Origin of the sequence: Pseudomonas sp. BIGb0558 (genome assembly GCF_024807515.1) — a bacterium.
Classification (GTDB): Bacteria; Pseudomonadota; Gammaproteobacteria; order Pseudomonadales; family Pseudomonadaceae; genus Aquipseudomonas; species Aquipseudomonas yamanorum_A.
Genome location: NZ_JANUEW010000040.1, coordinates 20,719 through 38,753, shown reverse-complemented (window position 1 = coordinate 38,753; position 18,035 = coordinate 20,719). Strand labels below are relative to the sequence as shown.

General features: G+C 60.1%; 22 protein-coding genes and 1 tRNA gene. 12 read left to right on the top strand and 11 right to left on the bottom strand.

The window, feature by feature from the left end:
• The first annotated feature begins 193 nt into the window (after positions 1 to 193).
• Both M2400_RS28605 and M2400_RS28600 read left to right on the top strand, forming a co-directional pair.
• Positions 194 to 1,456 carry an MFS transporter gene (locus M2400_RS28605; protein ID WP_310503573.1) on the top strand — a complete coding sequence of 421 codons (1,263 nt, stop codon included), beginning with the start codon at positions 194 to 196 and terminating at the stop codon, positions 1,454 to 1,456.
• Between the two features lie 211 nt (positions 1,457 to 1,667).
• Positions 1,668 to 2,984, top strand: coding sequence for a CitMHS family transporter (locus tag M2400_RS28600; protein WP_259200245.1), 1,317 nt, complete (start codon positions 1,668 to 1,670; stop codon positions 2,982 to 2,984).
• 14 nt (positions 2,985 to 2,998) lie between these two features.
• Here M2400_RS28600 and M2400_RS28595 read toward each other — a convergent pair whose 3' ends face one another.
• From M2400_RS28595 to M2400_RS28585, 3 genes are all read right to left on the bottom strand, one after another.
• Positions 2,999 to 3,712, bottom strand: coding sequence for a hypothetical protein (locus tag M2400_RS28595; RefSeq protein ID WP_405046219.1), 714 nt, complete (start codon positions 3,710 to 3,712; stop codon positions 2,999 to 3,001).
• A gap of 192 nt (positions 3,713 to 3,904) precedes the next feature.
• Positions 3,905 to 4,102: a hypothetical protein gene (locus M2400_RS28590; protein ID WP_063031373.1), complete on the bottom strand. Its 198-nt coding sequence runs from the start codon at positions 4,100 to 4,102 to the stop codon at positions 3,905 to 3,907.
• Positions 4,103 to 4,203: 101 nt separating this feature from the next.
• On the bottom strand, positions 4,204 to 4,530 hold the full coding sequence (locus M2400_RS28585; RefSeq protein ID WP_259200267.1) for a hypothetical protein: 327 nt from the start codon (positions 4,528 to 4,530) through the stop codon (positions 4,204 to 4,206).
• Between the two features lie 244 nt (positions 4,531 to 4,774).
• Here M2400_RS28585 and M2400_RS28580 point away from each other — a divergent pair, with 244 nt between their 5' ends.
• Positions 4,775 to 5,020, top strand: a complete 246-nt coding sequence (locus M2400_RS28580) for a hypothetical protein (RefSeq protein ID WP_259200269.1) — start codon at positions 4,775 to 4,777, stop codon at positions 5,018 to 5,020.
• Between the two features lie 147 nt (positions 5,021 to 5,167).
• The gene (locus tag M2400_RS28575) at positions 5,168 to 6,496 is read left to right on the top strand and encodes an OprD family porin (RefSeq protein ID WP_259200272.1); all 1,329 of its coding nucleotides are present in this window, start codon (positions 5,168 to 5,170) and stop codon (positions 6,494 to 6,496) included.
• 67 nt (positions 6,497 to 6,563) lie between these two features.
• Here the strand turns inward: M2400_RS28575 and M2400_RS28570 are convergent, their stop codons facing one another.
• Together M2400_RS28570 and M2400_RS28565 are read right to left on the bottom strand one after the other, a co-directional pair.
• Entirely contained in the window at positions 6,564 to 6,965 is a 402-nt protein-coding gene (locus M2400_RS28570; RefSeq protein WP_259200275.1) for a hypothetical protein, read from the bottom strand.
• Between the two features lie 35 nt (positions 6,966 to 7,000).
• The gene (locus tag M2400_RS28565; protein WP_177042640.1) at positions 7,001 to 7,459 is read right to left on the bottom strand and encodes a hypothetical protein; all 459 of its coding nucleotides are present in this window, start codon (positions 7,457 to 7,459) and stop codon (positions 7,001 to 7,003) included.
• A gap of 351 nt (positions 7,460 to 7,810) precedes the next feature.
• Between M2400_RS28565 and M2400_RS28560 the strand changes: the two genes are divergently transcribed.
• Positions 7,811 to 8,242: a hypothetical protein gene (locus M2400_RS28560; protein WP_259200279.1), complete on the top strand. Its 432-nt coding sequence runs from the start codon at positions 7,811 to 7,813 to the stop codon at positions 8,240 to 8,242.
• 130 nt (positions 8,243 to 8,372) lie between these two features.
• On the opposite strand, the gene M2400_RS28555 is transcribed toward M2400_RS28560, so the two are convergent.
• Positions 8,373 to 8,463, bottom strand: a tRNA-Ser gene (locus tag M2400_RS28555).
• 152 nt (positions 8,464 to 8,615) lie between these two features.
• Between M2400_RS28555 and M2400_RS28550 the strand changes: the two genes are divergently transcribed.
• From M2400_RS28550 to M2400_RS28520, 7 genes are all read left to right on the top strand, one after another.
• On the top strand, positions 8,616 to 9,287 hold the full coding sequence (locus tag M2400_RS28550; protein ID WP_003219636.1) for a Bax inhibitor-1/YccA family protein: 672 nt from the start codon (positions 8,616 to 8,618) through the stop codon (positions 9,285 to 9,287).
• A gap of 89 nt (positions 9,288 to 9,376) precedes the next feature.
• Complete coding sequence (tusD, locus tag M2400_RS28545) at positions 9,377 to 9,769, top strand: sulfurtransferase complex subunit TusD (protein ID WP_177042642.1); 393 nt, start codon at positions 9,377 to 9,379, stop codon at positions 9,767 to 9,769.
• Position 9,770: 1 nt separating this feature from the next.
• Positions 9,771 to 10,121, top strand: a complete 351-nt coding sequence (gene tusC, locus M2400_RS28540; RefSeq protein ID WP_177042643.1) for a sulfurtransferase complex subunit TusC — start codon at positions 9,771 to 9,773, stop codon at positions 10,119 to 10,121.
• Positions 10,121 to 10,414, top strand: a complete 294-nt coding sequence (gene tusB / locus M2400_RS28535) for a sulfurtransferase complex subunit TusB (protein WP_259200308.1) — start codon at positions 10,121 to 10,123, stop codon at positions 10,412 to 10,414. Before tusC ends, tusB begins: the two co-directional genes overlap by 1 nt.
• Positions 10,411 to 10,746, top strand: a complete 336-nt coding sequence (locus tag M2400_RS28530) for a TusE/DsrC/DsvC family sulfur relay protein (RefSeq protein ID WP_177134449.1) — start codon at positions 10,411 to 10,413, stop codon at positions 10,744 to 10,746. Before tusB ends, M2400_RS28530 begins: the two co-directional genes overlap by 4 nt.
• A complete protein-coding gene (locus M2400_RS28525) occupies positions 10,743 to 11,744 on the top strand; it encodes a glycosyl transferase family protein (protein ID WP_259200319.1) in 1,002 nt (333 codons plus the stop codon). The genes M2400_RS28530 and M2400_RS28525 overlap by 4 nt, the downstream gene beginning before the upstream one ends.
• Positions 11,745 to 11,832: 88 nt before the next feature.
• Positions 11,833 to 12,828, top strand: a complete 996-nt coding sequence (locus tag M2400_RS28520) for a glutathione S-transferase family protein (RefSeq protein WP_177120156.1) — start codon at positions 11,833 to 11,835, stop codon at positions 12,826 to 12,828.
• A 110-nt stretch (positions 12,829 to 12,938) separates the two neighbouring features.
• Here the strand turns inward: M2400_RS28520 and cysG are convergent, their stop codons facing one another.
• The 5 genes from cysG to lolA are packed head-to-tail and all read right to left on the bottom strand — an operon-like array spanning position 12,939 to position 17,978.
• On the bottom strand, positions 12,939 to 14,333 hold the full coding sequence (gene cysG, locus M2400_RS28515; protein WP_177076746.1) for a siroheme synthase CysG: 1,395 nt from the start codon (positions 14,331 to 14,333) through the stop codon (positions 12,939 to 12,941).
• Complete coding sequence (gene serS, locus M2400_RS28510; RefSeq protein ID WP_177042649.1) at positions 14,334 to 15,614, bottom strand: serine--tRNA ligase; 1,281 nt, start codon at positions 15,612 to 15,614, stop codon at positions 14,334 to 14,336.
• A gap of 16 nt (positions 15,615 to 15,630) precedes the next feature.
• Positions 15,631 to 16,005: a fluoride efflux transporter CrcB gene (gene crcB / locus M2400_RS28505; protein WP_010172479.1), complete on the bottom strand. Its 375-nt coding sequence runs from the start codon at positions 16,003 to 16,005 to the stop codon at positions 15,631 to 15,633.
• Positions 16,005 to 17,327 carry a replication-associated recombination protein A gene (locus tag M2400_RS28500; protein WP_177042650.1) on the bottom strand — a complete coding sequence of 441 codons (1,323 nt, stop codon included), beginning with the start codon at positions 17,325 to 17,327 and terminating at the stop codon, positions 16,005 to 16,007. Before M2400_RS28500 ends, crcB begins: the two co-directional genes overlap by 1 nt.
• A 27-nt stretch (positions 17,328 to 17,354) precedes the next feature.
• On the bottom strand, positions 17,355 to 17,978 hold the full coding sequence (gene lolA, locus M2400_RS28495) for an outer membrane lipoprotein chaperone LolA (protein ID WP_177042651.1): 624 nt from the start codon (positions 17,976 to 17,978) through the stop codon (positions 17,355 to 17,357).
• Positions 17,979 to 18,035: the final 57 nt, after the last annotated feature.

Sequence of the window (18,035 nt, the reverse complement as noted above, 5' to 3'; positions counted from 1 at the left end):
AATATCCGGACAATGAGAGTTATACGTATAACTCAAAATTAAGCGCTCGGCCACTGCCTTGTTGCCGTTACATTTTATGGATTCTTAAAGCATTGACAGTCCACAGGGTGCGGGTTTTACTTTCACAAGGTTATTCGTATAACCCCTCAGTGCATAATCACCCCCACAAAAACAATAGGGACCATGCCGCGTGATAAACACTCTTCAGAAAACACCGATTCCCCCGCGTATTCGCAAGGCACGTATCGCCACCTTTCTCGGCTTCATGATGATCGGCGCCATGATGTACATCTGGTCTACCGGCGTGAGCGTGTTCAGGACCCAGTTGGGCTTGACGGGAGAACTCGGGGACTCGAGTTTCGGCCTGATCGCCCTCGGGGTCGGCGTCGGCTCCGCGGCCGGTGCGTTGCTGGTCGGGCGGCTGCTGGACACCTTTGGCGCGAAGCCGGTGATCACCCTTGGCGCCCTCGCCTATCCGCTCTCGATTATCCCGCTGGGCTTCGTCAACGGCTTCTGGTTTGCGCTGTGTTTCGGCTCGGTGCTGGGGCTGTTGCGCGGCGCCCTGGATACCGCCTTGAATGCTCATGGCGTGCAGGTGGAGCGGTTTTATCGACGCTCGATCATGTCCGGCTTCCATGCCTGCTATTCCCTGGGCGGGTTCCTGTTGGGCATGGCGTGCAGTTGGCTGACCCGGTTCTACACCGACAGCGTGCTGGTGCCCTACACCATTCTGGGCCTCGCGATGTTCGTCCTGGGCTGTGTGTTCAGCCGGTGGTTGCTGGGCAAGCACGATGTGCCAGACGCCCAGCTCGACGATTGGCAAGCCGGCAGCCAGTCCCGGGACGAAACCGGCAAGGGCCCCTCGGCCAGGACGCTGCTGGTGATGATCGCCCTCGGCACGCTGCTGCTGGGCAGCATGATGGGTGAAAACGCAATTGCCGACTGGGGCCAGGAATACATTCGCCGGGAGTTCGAGACCACCACCTCGACCGCAGGCATGGGGGTCTCGCTGTTCGTCGGTGCGTCATTCGTGGGGCGTCTTTTTGGCGACCGCCTGGCCGCCGCGTTCGGTAACGCGCAGGTGGTATTTGGATGCGGCACCCTGTGTGTCCTCGGCATGATCATCACGATTTTGGGTGGCACGGCCGTCACCGGCATTATCGGCTTCGCGATGTTTGGCCTCGGCCTTTCATGCATTGCACCGTTGATGATCTCTGCCGCCGGGCGCCGGGATCCGGCACATGCCGGGCGCAACATCGGGATCGTCAACTGCATCGGCTTTTCCGGGATGCTGGTGGGCCCCGCCGTCATCACGGTGATCGTCAGCAACTTCGGCCTGAGCAAGCTGATGTTTTTCCCGTTGGTGATGCTCGGTTTGCTGGCGACGTTCGGCCCGCTGCTGATGCGCGCACCGAAGAAAAGCGTGGCCGGCGCGAAGGTGCAAACCGACGTGTGATATCGAGCGGCCAGAAACTCATCTTGTGGCAATCGGCATGACGCTCTTGCCACAAGGTACTCACCCTCTGCGTACTTTCACGTACACATCCTCAAACAAATCATCGATTTATCTCCTCCTGGCTTAAAGGTTACTGAAAGGTTCGGCCCTTACGGTCGACCTGTGCGTGTTTGCACATCGCAACGTTATAAGAACAAGAGGAGAACCCGGTTTGTTGACTCTAATAGGTCTGATCACGATCCTGAGCCTGGTCGTGCTGCTACTCATCGGGCGCATGTCGCCCATCCTGCCGTTGATTGTCGTGCCGTTGCTGGGAGCCTTGTTTGCCGGTTTCGGGCCTGTGGAAATTTCCGGATTTTTTACCGATGGCATCGGACGGGTCACACCGATCGCCACCATGTTCATCTTCGCCATTACGTTTTTCGGGGTAATGCAGGACACCGGGCTGTTCCGTCCGGTGATCGGTTTTATGGTCCGGTTGACGCGGGGCAATGTGATTGCCGTAGCGGTTGCCACCGCCCTGATTGGCATGCTCGCGCACCTTGACGGTGCCGGCGCGACCACCTTTCTACTGACGATCCCGGCGCTGTTGCCGCTTTACAAGCAACTGCGCATGAGCCCCTACCTGATGCTGATGTTGCTGGCGATTGGTGCCGGCATCCTGAACATGGTGCCCTGGGCCGGGCCACTGGGGCGTTCGGCGGCCGTGACCGGGATCGACGTCACCGAACTGTGGCGGCCGCTGATCCCCGTCCAGGGCTTTGGCGTGGTGCTGCTGATCGCACTGGCCGCCCTGCTCGGCTGGCGTGAACAGCGACGCATAGCAGCGAGCGGTGGCGCGGCCCTGGATGATGGCGTGCTGGTGGAAACCAGCAACACCCTGGAGAACATCAGCGATGCTGAACGCGCGCTGGAGCGCCCCGGCCGCCTGTGGTTCAACGCCGGGCTGTTTGTGTTGGTGCTCACCTTGCTGTTTCTCGGCGTACTGCCTGCCGGCTACATCTTCATGCTCGGCCTGACCGTGGCCCTGATGATCAACTACCCCGGCGGCAAAGTGCAGATGCAGCGGATCGCGGCACATTCGGCGGCGGCCCTGAGCATGGGCATGATCATCCTGGCAGCGGGCTCCATGCTCGGCATATTCGCCGGAACCGGCATGCTGACTTCAATCGCCAAGGACCTGGTACAAGTCCTCCCTGGCTCGATGGTTGGGCAATTGCACATCGTCCTCGGCCTGTTTGGCCTGCCCATGGAACTGATGCTCAGCACCGACGCCTATTATTTCGGGCTGATGCCCGTGACCCTGGAAGTGGTGGAAAACTACGGAGTGCAACCGGCAAGCGTGGTGTATGCCTTGATGATCGGCAACATCATCGGCACCTTCATCAGCCCGTTCTCACCTGCCCTGTGGCTGGCACTGGGCCTGGCCGGGCTGGACCTGGGCCGACACATCCGCTACTCGTTCTGGTGGATGTGGGGCTTTTCGCTGATGCTGTTCGGCATTGCGTGGATCATGGGGCTGTTCTGAGATTGACTGCCTGGCTACTGCACCGGCAGGAAGTTCATCAGCAGCAAGCTTTGCGCGTAATTGAGGCCGATGCGCCGGTAGCGTTCGTCGAGCATCTGGGTCAACAGGTCGAGGCGCGCGACGATCTTGCCGAACTCGACGGCGAAACTCAGGTTGCTGGCCTCCTCCGAGATCTCGTTGGAGAACAGCAATAACGAGCCATTGGCATCCTGGCGCTGGCTGAGCAGCCAGGTTGCCTTCTCGATATTGCGCGCGGCATTGCTGACGAACTGCGGGTTGATCGAGTCGCTTATATAGAACTCGGTGCGCCCGCCATGTGCGGTCACCAGCATGCTGCCGATCGCGTAGATGAAAGCCCCCACCCGGTCGCCGCGAAACTCCGGGCTCAAGGAATAACTCAGCGCCGCCAGGTCGCGGCGATCCCCCAGGGCGGGCAGCGGTTGGCGAAGTTCGATGGCCTGGCGGATTTGCCGGGCGGCGGTCACCGCATCGGGGTAACCCGACTGGCGCCACTGGTTGGGGTTGCGCAGGTAGAGCTTGCTCATCAGCAAATACAGGCTTTGCAGGTTGTCGCGCATGCCCAGGGTGGCCATGCGATCGACGCTGGTCTGGAAGAACTCATCGGGCTTGCCGTTGCTGAACTGCTTGGCAATATCGCGCCCCTGCTGCTGACTGCAACCGCTGGCGCACAGCATCAAGACCGCCGCCAGCAACAGCGGCTGGCGCATCCATCGAGTGATAAGAACAAGTAACGTGCGATCCATCGGCACCAGGTCTAGGTCTGCTGTCCACGCGGGAATTAGTGTGGTCGGGTCAGAGATAGATCGGAAGAATGGGAAAAAGTGCGGTGGGGGCGGCAGGAATGTTGGCGACAAAAGAGCCCGGCACAGTGTGTCGGGCGCTTTTGGGGGAGCGCTACATCAGTTGTCGGGGTGTTCACTCGCGACAGAATCGGCGGCGTCTACGTCCGACATGTCCTCTTCCAGAGGCGCGTCGTCGTCCGGTGGCAGAGGCACCTCGGGCTGATCGCGCCGGGGATCATGGCCGGTTTCATTGTCTGTACCACGCGTTACGCCTTGCTGGGAGACGTTCCCAGGGGCCTTCTCGTCAATTTCCATGCTGGCTCTCCGTTCTGGCGCGCGGGATGTCCGTGCTTGAACATGTGAAACGGTGCGGGGTTGGGAAGTGCCGGGTGATGGACGAACGGTGAGGCTCAGTGTCATAACGGCCCTAACGATCCCAGAGTCTCCATCAAGCGCAAGATCCGTGGTTTTTCGGCAGGCTTTTCGCCGATGCAGCACATGCCCGGGTCGGTGAGAGAACACCAGACCGACACGCGGTCTCCTACCCGCAGGCCTTCGGTAGCTTTACGAAGCGTTGCTATTGACCAAGCGTCAACCGTCTCATTGAGAGACTTGTGAAAATGCTGCCCGCTGACGCTGTAGCTGAAGCTCATGAACTGCCCTGTGGCCCATGATGCCTCACTCCCGACAAAGGTGACGTAGCCGGGCACCACTTGCCCTTCAGGCATGTCCTTGGCAGTCATGAACTCTCTCCTGAGATACGGCGTTTAATGTTCGATCCTTGCGATGAGATCTGCAGAAACAATAGCAAGAGTTCGAGAAAGTGCTTTTACACACTCTGGGCCGAGAGGGGACCGTCCATCAATCTCGGCTGGAAAGTCCCACTAACGGCATTCAGGGAAAAATCGCGATTGCCGTGTCTTCCGGCTTGCAGGAGGATTGACGCGTCGGTGTTTTGAGCTGACGCACTGAAGGGAGCACGGGTAAATGGCAACACTGATAGAAAAGCTCGACGGCCCAAGAACCGCACAGCAGGAGCTGTTCTACGACCTCGAAGATGCGACGGCCGTTATCGCCTGGTCGGTCAATGAGCTGGCCACTCTCGCCGGGTTGGCCAAATCACCAGACGAAGCGATCGCCCTGATGAAGATGGGCGCATTGCTCGCAGCCCAGCAGCAAAAGCTCAGCGAGTACGCGGATGAGGTAAAGGCGGGAAAGATTGTACGAGCGTGAATACCTTTAAGCCCGCCCCCACCGCGGGCTTTTATTTGCCTGGGATTCAGCAAAGGGGGTATCAAAATATTCATCCAGTTTCATTTGTTGATGGCCCGGGCTGTCGCCTTAATGCTCCCACAACATTCGTGCACTGGAGCAAGAATAATGAAAAACCGCCGACCGACACTTCAACTCAATACCTTGGCCGTGGCACTGGCATTTGCCTTGCCGGCCATGAGCTATGCAAGCGATCAGTCCGACTCCAAGGGGTTTGTCGCCGACAGCAGTTTGAATATCCTCAACCGCAACCTGTTCTGGAACCAGAACGGCAATGGCGCCCATACCCGTGACTGGAGCCAGGCGCTGATGGCGACCTACAGTTCGGGCTTCACCCAAGGCACCGTCGGCATCGGCATCGATGCGTTTGCCGACCTGGCGCTGCGCATCGACGGCAACACCGACCGTGCCGGTGGCCCGAACATTCCATCCGACGCCAATGGCAATCCGGACCACGGCCTCGCCAAGGCCGGCGGAGACATCAAGTTCCGTATTTCCAATACCACGCTCAAGGTCGGCGACTTGCAGCCCACCTCGCCCGTGTTCGCCACGGCCGATAACTACCTGTTGCCACAGACCGCGTCAGGCTTTCAGATCGACAGCCATGAAATCACCGGCCTGAACCTGGAGGCCGGCCATTACACCTCCGGCACCGGTACCACCACCACATCGCGCAGCGGCGACATTCTCGCCAGCTACGCCGGTGTGAGCGCAGCTTCGGCCAGCTACGCGGGGGGCAAGTACCAGTTCAGCAAGGAATTCACCGCGTCGCTGTACGGAGCGCACCTGGAAGACGTCTGGAATCAGTACTACGTCAACCTGAACCTTGTTCATCCACTGACCGCTGACCAATCCGTCGGGCTGGACTTCAACCTCTATCGCACCCTCGACGATGGCAGCGCCAAGGCCGGGACCATCGACACCACCGCAGCCTCGCTGGCGGCGGCCTACACCCTGGGTGCACAGACCTTCACCCTGGCCGGGCAGAAGGTCCATGGTGACGAGCCGTTCGACTATGTCGGCTTTGGCGAGACCAATGCCGGTGTCGGCGCCGGCCGCTATGGCAACTCGATCAACCTGGCGGACTCGGTGCAGTACTCCGACTTCAACGGCCCGGGCGAGAAGTCCTGGCAGATGCGCTACGACCTGGACATGAGCACCTTCGGCGCCCCTGGCCTGAGCTTCATGGCCCGTCATATCCGCGGTTCCGGCATCGACGGAACGCATACGCCCGGCAACTCGGCCTACACCGGGTTCTATGGTGCCAACGACCAGGAACACGAAACTGACGCCGAGGTGAAATACGTCGTACAGAGTGGGCCGGCCAAGAAACTGTCGTTTCGCCTGCGGGAAGCTTGGCACGATGGCGATGCGTCCACCGGCGGGCATCTGGTGCAGACGCGGCTGATTACCGAGTATCCGTTGAATATCTTCTAAGCAGGCGGGAGTGCCCGGTGAATGAATCAACCGGGCACTGCGTACCCGGCCTGGGTAGCGAACGCTCTTAGTAGGCCGTCGGGGTGAAAGAGAAGCTGCTGCCATGTTGGGAAATTCTGCGGCGAACCAGATCTCCCGCTTTCACATCAACTTCTGACTCGATGATTCTTGACGTACCAAAGATCATATATTTCGAAACACCAAGAATATGCTTGCCCGGCGCCAGTCCAAATCTGGCGACCTCTCCTGGGTGAAACTCAGCGGAAGGCTTGCCATCGATATGCAAAATAAACCGGACCTCGGCTCCGTAGATGCCTGAGTCCCTGGTCACCACCAGTTGAGCGGCATTCTTCTCGGTGAACGCATACAACCTTGTGGACGGCACCGGGTCTGCATTTTCGGCAGAGATTGGTGATGTGGAGCACCCACCCATGGCCACAAGCAATAACGCTCCGATTACACGGCGCATAACGATCCCTCGTAAAAAAGTTGCCACAAGCCACGTCAATCTATACGTACGCTCGGTACTGGCTGCAACGAAGCTTGAGGCAATGCAACAGCCGACAGGTTTCCAGTAGCGTCTTCAGGCAGCGTGTACATCGCGCCTGTCAGCGGATCTACGATCAGCATGCCGATCAAACCGCCAATCAGCAGATTTCCCCAGTACCAGCCGCTAACCGTAGACTTCAGAGGAACAGTCGTCTCTGTGTATCCGTCCTTCTGGAAGGTGACGGTATAGCTCTGGCTTTTAAAGTAGCCTCGGCTCGTCTCCAGAAGCGCCGTTCCTGGTGTGACGCCCTTCAGTAGTACGCTTCCCTTGCTGTCCTTGATTACATAGTTGGCATTTGTCGGCAGGCTGTACAATCCAACCTTGGGCTTGCTATCACTCACGATACTTGCGCATCCGCCCAAGAGCATCATTGCTGTTAGCAGTGTGGCGCCCGCCACCATTCCCATCTTCATACCGTCACTCCGTTGCGCCTTCATTGGCATGGCTGAAGCTCAACCGGCGCGCATTGTAGCGAAGTGATGGCATTTGGACATCCTCAGCACAAACAGTTTATGGAACCTGCCGCCCTTGGAGTCATGGAGCTGATGAGGATTGCAGAGCGGCTGGCTGGGTAGGCGGATGAGGTGAAAGCGGGCAGCGTTGGTGAGTCCGTCCTCCGTAGCCGAATCCACCACGGCATACATTGTTACAATCGTTCCCGCGTAGTCACCGCCCCCAGAGAACTTCAAACTTTTACTTTAGTCCCACCATCAGGCGTGCTTTAAACCGTGAGCGCCTGCTGACAACCCATTGAGGTTCACAAAATGAAAATGACACTACCCGCCCTGGCTTTGGGTCTCCTCATGTCGCAAGGAGCAATGGCTGCCGGAGATGGCACAGCCGCTCTTGGCGGTGGCGTTGGTGGTGCACTTGGCAACATCGTAGGCCAACAGCTTGGGGGCTCAACTGGCGCCGCGGTAGGCGCAGGCGTAGGGGGGGCTGCCGGTAGTGCCGTTGGTGCTCAAAGAGGCAACAGAGCGGAAGCCGCATTAGGTGGCGGTATCGGCTCGGCTGGTGGCTCACTCATTGGTAACCGTCTCGGCGGCCCCACTGGCTCGACGATCGGTGCAGGTCTCGGCGGCGCTGCGGGTGGCGCGCTAGGTAACAACCTGGCGGACGATGAGAGCAATCATCGGTCGGATGGCAAGAAGCACAAAGGTAACAACAAGCATAAACACAAGAACAAGCATCGCTAGTTTCTGGCGCTGTTACATCGAAGCCCGGCCTAGCGCCGGGCTTCTTGTATCTGCCCTTCTCCGTGCCGCCACTATTCCCAAACCCCAGAAACGCAAAAGCCCCGCAATAGCGGGGCTCTTGAGTCAATCTTGGCGGGAAACCAGGGATTCGAACCCTGGGAACGCTATTAACGTTCGCCGGTTTTCAAGACCGGTGCATTCAACCACTCTGCCAATTTCCCTTGTGCAACACAGGATTAGCGTAGCCCATCCTGTCTCAGCGGGCGCCATAATACCCGAATGAAACACACTGTCAAACTCTCGCCATAGCTTGTTACAGAGCGTCTGTTATGATCCTTGCGACTGAATGTTTCAAAACTGAAGGAGTGTCGCCATGCGCGAACAGAATTACGCAGTGAATGGAAACGCGCAGGCTGAGCAGCTAGAGGTTAGCCGCGTCCTGCGCAATACGTACGGCTTGCTCGCTCTCACCCTCGCGTTCAGCGGCGTGATGGCCTTCGTCGCCCAGCAGATGCGCGTCGGCTACCCGAACATCTTTGTGGTGCTGATCGGCTTCTACGGTCTTTTCTTCCTGACCAACAAGCTGCGCGACTCGGCCTGGGGCCTGGTGTCGGCGTTTGCCTTGACCGGTTTCATGGGCTTTATCCTCGGCCCGATCCTTAACCGTTACCTCGGCATGGCCGGCGGCGCGGAAGTGGTCAGCTCGGCATTTGCCATGACTGCCCTGGTATTTGGCGGCCTGTCGGCCTACGTGCTGATCTCCCGCAAGGACATGAGCTTCCTGGGTGGTTTCATCACCGCCGGTTTCTTCGTGTTGCTGGCAGCCGTACTGGCAGGCATGTTCTTCCAGATCAGCGGCCTGCAGCTGGCGATCAGCGCCGGTTTCGTGCTGTTCTCCTCGGCCTGCATCCTGTTCCAGACCAGCGCGATCATCCAGGGTGGCGAGCGTAACTACATCATGGCCACCATCAGCCTGTATGTATCGATCTACAACCTGTTTATCAGCCTGTTGCAGATCTTCGGCATCATGGGCCGCGACGACTGATCGCAGCGCCATGCAAAAAGCCCGCTTCGGCGGGCTTTTTGTTGCCTGCGGCTTTATCATTGCCACAGGTTTTGCCTTCAGAGTGTTCCATGAAGTTTGCGATTGCGCTTTTCGAAGCTCCCCATGCGCCCTCCTCGCGCCGTGCCTTGCTGTTCGCCCAGGCTGCGCTGGCGGGCGGGCATGAGATTGTGCGGCTGTTTTTCTATCAGGATGGCGTCTACAGCGCGTCCAATAACATTGTTGCGCCGCAGGACGAGCAGGACATCGCCCGCCAGTGGCGCGAATTTGTCAGCGAACATCAGCTCGATGGCGTGGTGTGCATTGCGGCGGCCCTGCGCCGTGGGGTATTGAATGCCGAAGAGGCCACCCGCTATCAACGCAACGCGGTGAACCTGGAGGCGCCCTGGGCGCTGTCCGGGCTTGGGCAACTGCATGACGCCGCCCAGGCCGCTGATCGCCTGATCTGCTTTGGAGGGCCGTGACATGTCGAAATCCTTGCTGGTGATCAGCCGCCAGGCGCCGTGGTCCGGCCCCAGTGCCCGCGAAGCGTTGGATATCGTGCTGGCGGGCGGTGCGTTTGATTTGCCGATTGGCCTGCTGTTTCTGGATGATGGCGTGTTTCAACTGGCCGCGAGCCAGGACGCCAAGGCCGTGCAACAGAAAGATCTCAGCGCCAACCTCCAGGCCCTGGAGTTGTTTGGCGTTGAGGATGTGTTTGCCTGCAGCCACAGCCTCGCCGTGCGCGGCCTGACTTCTTGCGGCAACGCGCAGCCACTGAGCAGCGAACAGATCTCACAGATGATTGACCGTTACGACCAGGTGATTACCCTCTGATGTCGACTTTGCATGTGGTTTCCCACTCCCCTTTTACCGACAGCCGGCTGGACAGCTGCCTGCGCCTGTGTGGCGCGCGGGACGCGATCCTGCTGTGCGGCGACGGCGCCTACGCCCTGCAACCCGCCAGCGCACCGTGCCAGGCCCTGCAAGCCAAGGGTGTGAAGGTGTTTGTGCTGGCCGAAGACAGTCAGGCGCGCAATCTTGCGGTGCCGGGCTGGGCCGCCAGCGTCGATTACCCAGCCTTTGTCCAGCTGTCGATCGCTTACGACAAGGTCAACACCTGGCTATGAACACCCTGACCGTAGGCGAACGCACCCTCGAACTGGACAAGGACGGCTACCTCGCCCACCTGAGCGACTGGTCCAGCGACGTGGCCACCGCCCTCGCCACCGCCGAAGACCTGGAGCTGACCCCGGAACACTGGGAAATCCTCGAGCTGCTGCGAGGCTTCTACAGCGAATTCCAGTTGTCGCCCGCCACCCGCCCGCTGATCAAGTACACCGCCTTGAAGCTGGGCCCGGAAAAGGGCAACAGCCTGCACCTCAACCGACTGTTCAAAGGCACTCCCGCCAAACTCGCCGCCAAGCTGGCGGGCCTGCCCAGGCCGACGAATTGCTTATGACTGATTTTGCCCCGTTGATCACTGAAACACCCGCCGAACACCCGTTTGCGCCGTTCGTACGCATCCTCGGCAAAGGCAAGCGTGGCGCCCGCAACCTCACCCGTGAGGAAGCCCGGGAAGCCATGGGTATGCTGCTGGATGAGAAGGTCGAAGACACTCAGCTCGGCGCCTTCCTGATGCTGTTGCGGCACAAGGAAGAAAGCCCGGAAGAGCTGGCGGGCTTCACCGAAGCCGTGCGCGAGCGCTTGAATGCACCGTCACTCAATGTGGATGTCGACTGGCCTACCTACGCCGGTAAAAAACGCCACCTGCCGTGGTACCTGTTGGCGGCCAAATGCCTGGCACAGAACGGCGTGCGCATCCTGATGCACGGCGGCGGCGCGCATACGGCGGGCCGGCTCTACACCGAGCAATTGCTGGAAGGCTTGCAGATTCCGTTGTGCCGTAACTGGCAACAGGTCGAGGCCGCCCTTGAACAAGGCAACCTGGCGTTTATTCCCCTGGGGGACTGGGCGCCGCAACTGCAGCGCATGATCGACCTGCGCAACACCCTGGGCCTGCGCTCGCCGATCCACTCGCTGGCACGCATCCTCAACCCGTTGAGCGCCCGCTGCGGCCTGCAAAGCATTTTCCATCCGGGCTACCAGGGCGTGCATCGCGATGCCAGCGGTTTGCTGGGCGACAACACCATCGTGGTCAAGGGCGATGGCGGCGAAATCGAGATAAACCCGGACACCATCAGCCATCTGTACGGCACCACCGGTGGCGAAAGCTGGGATGAAGAGTGGCCCGCCCTCTCCGCCCAGCGCCACGTGAAGCCCGCTACCCTCGAGCCCGAACACCTGAAGGCGCTATGGCGCGGCGAAGTGCAGGACAGCTACCCGCAACTGGCACTGATCGCCACCATGGCCCTGGCCTTGCGCGGCCTCGGCCACCCACGGGAGCAGGCGTTCGAACTGGCCCAGCAGTACTGGGATGCCCGGAACAAATCGATTTAGTCGATCATTAACCCCCAGCCTTTGCGCTTTTTGTTCGAACTCAGACCTTTAGACTGCACTCCAACGCTTATTAGCCAAGGAGTCAGTCATGGGTTTGCTGATCGAAGGACGCTGGCATGACCAGTGGTACGAAAGTAGCGCAGACGGCGCCTTCCAACGGGAGCAGGCGCAACGCCGCAACTGGGTGACCGCCGACGGCGAGCCCGGCCCGACCGGTGAAGGCGGTTTCAAGGCCGAAGCCGGCCGCTATCACCTGTACGTTTCCCTCGCCTGCCCCTGGGCGCACCGCACCCTGATCCTGCGCAAGCTTAAAGGCCTGGAAAGCCTGATCGATGTGTCCGTGGTCAGTTGGTTGATGCTGGAAAACGGCTGGACCTTCGACAAGGCCCATGGCTCCAGCGGCGACAAGCTCGACGATTTCACCTACATGCACCAACGCTATACCGCCGATACCGCCAGCTACACCGGGCGCGTGACAGTGCCTGTGTTGTGGGACAAGAAGCTCAAGCGGATTGTCAGCAATGAGTCGGCGGAGATTATCCGCATGTTCAACAGTGCGTTTAATGAATTGACCGGCAATCAGTTGGACTTCTATCCCGAAGCACAGCGCGCGACTATCGATGCACTGAACGAGCGGATCTATCCCGCCGTGAACAACGGCGTGTACCGCGCAGGTTTTGCGACATCGCAAAAGGCTTATGAAGCGGCATTTGATGATGTGTTTGCCGAGCTGGATCACCTGGAACAGCACTTGGGTGAGCATCGTTACCTGGCGGGGGAATACCTGACGGAAGCCGATGTAAGGCTTTTCACCACGGCGATCCGGTTTGATGCGGTGTACTACAGCCACTTCAAATGCAACCTGCGGCGGATTGCGGATTATCCGAACTTGTCGAATTGGCTACGGGAGCTGTACCAGTGGCCGGGGATCGCCGAGACGGTGGATTTTGCCCACATCAAGGGGCACTACTATGCCAGTCATCGCACGATTAATCCGACGGGGATTGTGCCGAAGGGGCCGTTGCAAAGGTTTGAGGCGGAGCATGACCGGGAGCGGTTGAGCGGGAAAGGCATCTTGAGCTGAAAACACCCTGTGGCGAGGGAGCTTGCTCCCGCTGGGTTGCGAAGCGACCCCAAAAGAGCGGACTGCTGCGCAGTTCAGCGGGAGCAAGCTCCCTCGCCACAGGATTGGTGTCAGACCTCGGACTGAGCGCCTTCAAACCACTTCAGCTTCTCACGCAGCTGCACCACTTCTCCCACGATCACCAGGGTCGGCGCGTGCACTTCATGCTCCGCCACCATGCGTGGCAGGTCAGCCAGGGTGCCGGTAAACACCCGCTGGTTGGACGTCGTGCCCTGCTGGATCAACGCCGCCGGCGTATCCGCTGAACGGCCATGCTTGATCAACTGTTCGCAGATGATCGGCAACCCGATCAAGCCCATGTAGAACACCAGCGTCTGCGAAGGTCCTACCAGATCACTCCACGGCAGGTCCGAAGTCCCGTCCTTCAAGTGCCCGGTAATGAAGCGAACCGATTGTGCATAGTCGCGGTGGGTCAGCGGAATCCCGGCATACGCCGCGCAGCCGCTGGCCGCGGTAATACCCGGCACCACCTGGAACGGGATGCCATGGGCCGCCAGCTCTTCGATCTCTTCACCACCACGACCAAAGATAAACGGATCGCCACCCTTGAGCCGCAGCACGCGCTTGCCTTGCTTGGCCAAATCCACCAGTTGCTGGTTGATCTGGTCTTGCGGCACCGCATGGTCGGCGCGACGCTTGCCGACATACACCCGCTCGGCATCGCGACGGCACAGTTCCAGAATCGCAGGCGCCACCAGGCGGTCGTACAAAACCACATCGGCTTGCTGCATCAAGCGCAAAGCGCGGAAGGTCAGCAAGTCCGGATCACCCGGGCCTGCGCCCACCAAATAAACCTCGCCCGGCGCATGGGGCGGCGCACCGTTGATTTTCTCCACCAGCAGACGCTCGGCTTCATCACCCTGCCCGGCCAGTTGCCGATCAGCAATCGGGCCTTGAAATACTTCTTCCCAGAATGCGCGACGTTGTTGCACATCCGGAAACAGGCCTTTGACCTGGCTACGAAACCGCGCCGCCAACCCGGCCAATTGGCCGTAAGTCGACGGGATCCAGGTTTCCAGCTTGGCGCGAATCAACCGCGCCAGCACCGGCGCATCGCCGCCACTGGACACGGCGATCACCAAGGGCGAGCGGTCGACAATCGCCGGGAAGATCACGCTGCACAAGGCCGGCGCGTCCACCACATTCACCGGTACGCAACGACGCCGAGCATCGCTGGACACTTGCGCGTTCAGCGGCTCGTCGTCGGTCGCGGCGATGATCAGGGTGCAACCGTCGAGGTCAGCCTCCTGATAACCGCGCAAAATCAGTTCACCGCCACTGCCCAGTACCAACTCACGCAGTTGGTCTTCAATCTGGGGAGCAACCACCCGCAACAACGCGCCGGCGTCGGCCAGCAGCCGGGATTTGCGCAAGGCAATCTCCCCGCCACCGACGACCAACACACGACTGCCGCGCAGGTTATGAAACAGCGGCAGAAATTCCATTTAGCCGATGACCTCAACGCCCGCCATGTACGGCTTGAGCACTTCAGGTACGCGGATCGAACCGTCAGCCTGCTGGTAGTTTTCCAGCACAGCTACCAGGGTACGGCCTACAGCCAGGCCTGAACCGTTGAGGGTGTGGACCAGCTCAGGCTTGCCGGTTTCCGGGTTACGGAAACGCGCCTGCATGCGACGGGCCTGGAAATCACCGCAGTTGGAGCACGACGAAATCTCGCGGTATTTGTCCTGGCTCGGCACCCACACTTCCAGGTCGTAGGTCTTCACGGCACTGAAACCCATGTCGCCGGTGCACAGCGCCAGAACGCGGTACGGCAGCTCCAGCAGTTGCAGGACGCGCTCGGCGTTGGCGGTCAGGCCTTCCAGGGCTTCCATGGAGGTCGAGGGCTCGACCACCTGCACCATCTCGACCTTGTCGAACTGGTGCTGGCGGATCATGCCGCGGGTGTCGCGGCCCGAAGCACCGGCTTCACTGCGGAAGCACGGGGAGTGGGCGACGAACTTGATCGGCAGCTGCTTGGCGTCGAGGATTTCCCCGGCCACGATATTGGTCAGCGACACTTCGGCGGTCGGGATCAGGTACAGATCGGCTTCGCCATCGCGGCTGATCTTGAACAGGTCTTCCTCGAACTTCGGCAGCTGGCTGGTGCCCATCAGCGCCGGAGCCTGAACCAGGTACGGGGTGTAAGCCTCTTCGTAGCCATGTTCAGCGGTGTGCAGGTTGATCATGAACTGCGCCAGGGCACGGTGCATGCGCGCGATCGGACCGCGCAGCAACGCAAAGCGGGCGCCGGACATTTTGGCCGCGGTTTCAAAATCCAGGCCACCGGTCAACTCGCCCAGGGCGACGTGGTCCTTGATCTCGAAATCGAAAGCCTTTGGTGTGCCCCAGCGACGGACTTCGACGTTGCCGTCTTCGTCTTCGCCGATCGGCACGGATTCGTGCGGCAGGTTCGGGATGCCCAGCAGGATCGAATCCAGTTCGGTCTGAATGGTCTCCAGCTCGATTTTGCCCTCGGACAATTCACTGCCCATACGCTCGACGTCCGCCATCAACGGCGCGATGTCTTCGCCGCGCTGCTTGGCCTGACCGATGGATTTGGAACGCGCATTACGCTCAGCCTGCAGTGCTTCGGTGCGGGTCTGGACGGTCTTGCGCTGTTCTTCCAGCGCTTCGATGCGCGCAACATCCAGGCTGAAGCCACGGGATGCCAGGCGGTCCGCTACGTCCTGAAGGTTGCTACGTAACAGTTTGGAATCGAGCATGTCGGTCTCTCGTTTATCAAAGTTTGGTCAAGGACAGGCCAGCCCAGGTGGCGAGCAGCCCGCCGAACACGCTGATGGCCAGGTACCCGAAGGCGACCGGTGCCTGCCCGCTTTCCAGCAGGCGCAGCGTGTCCAGTGAAAAGGATGAAAAGGTCGTCAGACCGCCTACAAAGCCGACAATCAAGCCGGCACGAATCTCAATCGGCACTTCCGGGCGAATCAGAAACCACCCGTACAACAAGCCGATGATCAAACAGCCCACCAGGTTGACCGCCAGGGTCGCCGCATAAAAATGCTTTGGCCAATTGGCACTGACCCACGTGCTGGTGGCGAAACGCAATAATGTACCAGCGATGCCGGCCACGGACACGGCAAGAATCGTTCTGAGCACTACTTTCTCCGCTGTTTCGGGCTGAGCCGGTCAAGTTGGGCGAGGTGATTGAGCTTCTCGCCGATCTTCAGCTCCAGGCCGCGGGGCACCGGCTGGTAGAACGGCTGCGGCTCAAGGTCATCCGGGAAGTAATCTTCGCCAGCCGCATAGGCGTCCGGCTCATCATGGGCGTAGCGGTATTCATCACCGTAGCCGAGCTGCTTCATCAGCTTGGTCGGCGCGTTGCGCAGGTGCAGCGGCACTTCCAGGGAGCCATGCTCGGCGGCAGCACGCAATGCGGACTTGAAGCCCATGTACACCGCGTTGCTTTTCGGCGCGCAGGCCAGGTACGTGATGGCCTGGGCCACCGCCAACTCGCCTTCCGGGCTGCCCAGGCGCTCCTGCACTTCCCAGGCCGCGAGGCACAGGCTCAGCGCGCGCGGGTCGGCATTGCCGATGTCTTCGCTGGCCATGCGCACCACACGCCGGGCGAGGTACAGCGGGTCGCAACCACCGTCGATCATGCGTGCAAACCAGTACAACGCGCCGTCGGGGTTGGAGCCGCGCACCGATTTATGCAATGCGGAAATCTGGTCGTAGAACGCCTCGCCGCCCTTGTCGAAACGCCGGCGGGTGTCGCCAAGCAGACTTTGCAGCAGGTCGACGCCAATTTCGCTGCCATCTTCTGCCAGGTCGGAAGCGTTCTCCAGCAGATTGAGGAAACGCCTGCCGTCGCCGTCAGCCGCCGTCAGCAGAATCTTGAAACCTTCCTCGCTGACACTCAGCTGGCGCTTGCCCAGGCCTTTGTCTTCGCTCAGTGCGCGGTGCAACAGCTTCTGCATCGCCGCTTCATCGAGACTTTTAAGCACATAGACACGCGCTCGGGACAGCAAGGCATTGTTCAGTTCAAAGGACGGGTTTTCAGTGGTGGCGCCAATAAAGATCAGGGTGCCGTCTTCGACATAGGGCAAAAACGCATCCTGCTGCGACTTGTTGAAGCGATGCACTTCGTCCACAAACAGGATGGTGCGCTTGCCGTATTGCCCGGCCTGCTGCTTGGCGACCTCCACCGCCTGGCGGATTTCCTTGACCCCGGCCAGCACCGCCGAAACCGTTTCGAAGTGTGCATCCGAGACTTTCGCCAGGAGCCGCGCCAGGGTGGTTTTACCCACGCCCGGCGGCCCCCAGAAAATCATCGAGTGCAGCGCACCCTGCTCCAGGGCTTCGCGCAAAGGCTTGCCGCGAGCGAGCAGGTGTTCCTGCCCGACGTACTCGTCCAGGTTGGTCGAGCGCAGGCGCGCCGCCAGAGGCTGAGCAATCGGGTCACTTCGAAACAGGTCCATGGGCAGCGTTTGAAACCTCTAGGCAGTTTATTCCTGGATCACATCGGCACCCTTCGGGATGTCGAACTTGAACTTGGACGCGGCCACCGGCTCGTTGGCCTTGACCCCGGTGAACAGGATGTTGGTGCGCTGGCCGACGCTGTCGACCAACTGCATGTCGTTGATCACGCCGTTGCGGAACGACAGGCGCAGGCTGTCGAACAGCGTGTCCTTGGATTTAGGCTTGAGGGTGAAATCAATCACGCCACTGGCCTGCTTGGAGGTGATGTCGAAACTCTCACTGATCTGCGACACATCGCCCGACAGCAGCAATGCTGGCGTCTGGCTCAGGCGCGGATCGAGTTTCTTGATGGTCGCCTGCTCCAGGTCCGGGTCCCACAGGGTGACTTTCTGGCCGTCGGAGACGATGGTCTGGTCGTTAGGCGCATCGGTTTTCCAGTAGAACAGGCCTGGACGCTGCACGGCCATTTCGCCGGCAGTTTCCTGCAACTGCGTGCCGCCACCGTCCAGGGTCAACTGGGAGAAGCGTGCAGTCAGGGTCTTGGATTTGTCCAGCAGGTTGGTCAGGCTCGCAACGGAAGCCGGATCAGCGTGAGCCGAAACAGCAGTCAGGGCCAGTGCCGGCAACAACAGCATGCGGATAAGACGCATGGGAGTCCTCATAGATTCGTTTGCAAGGCGTGCCGCGTGTTGCCACGCGGCACGTAG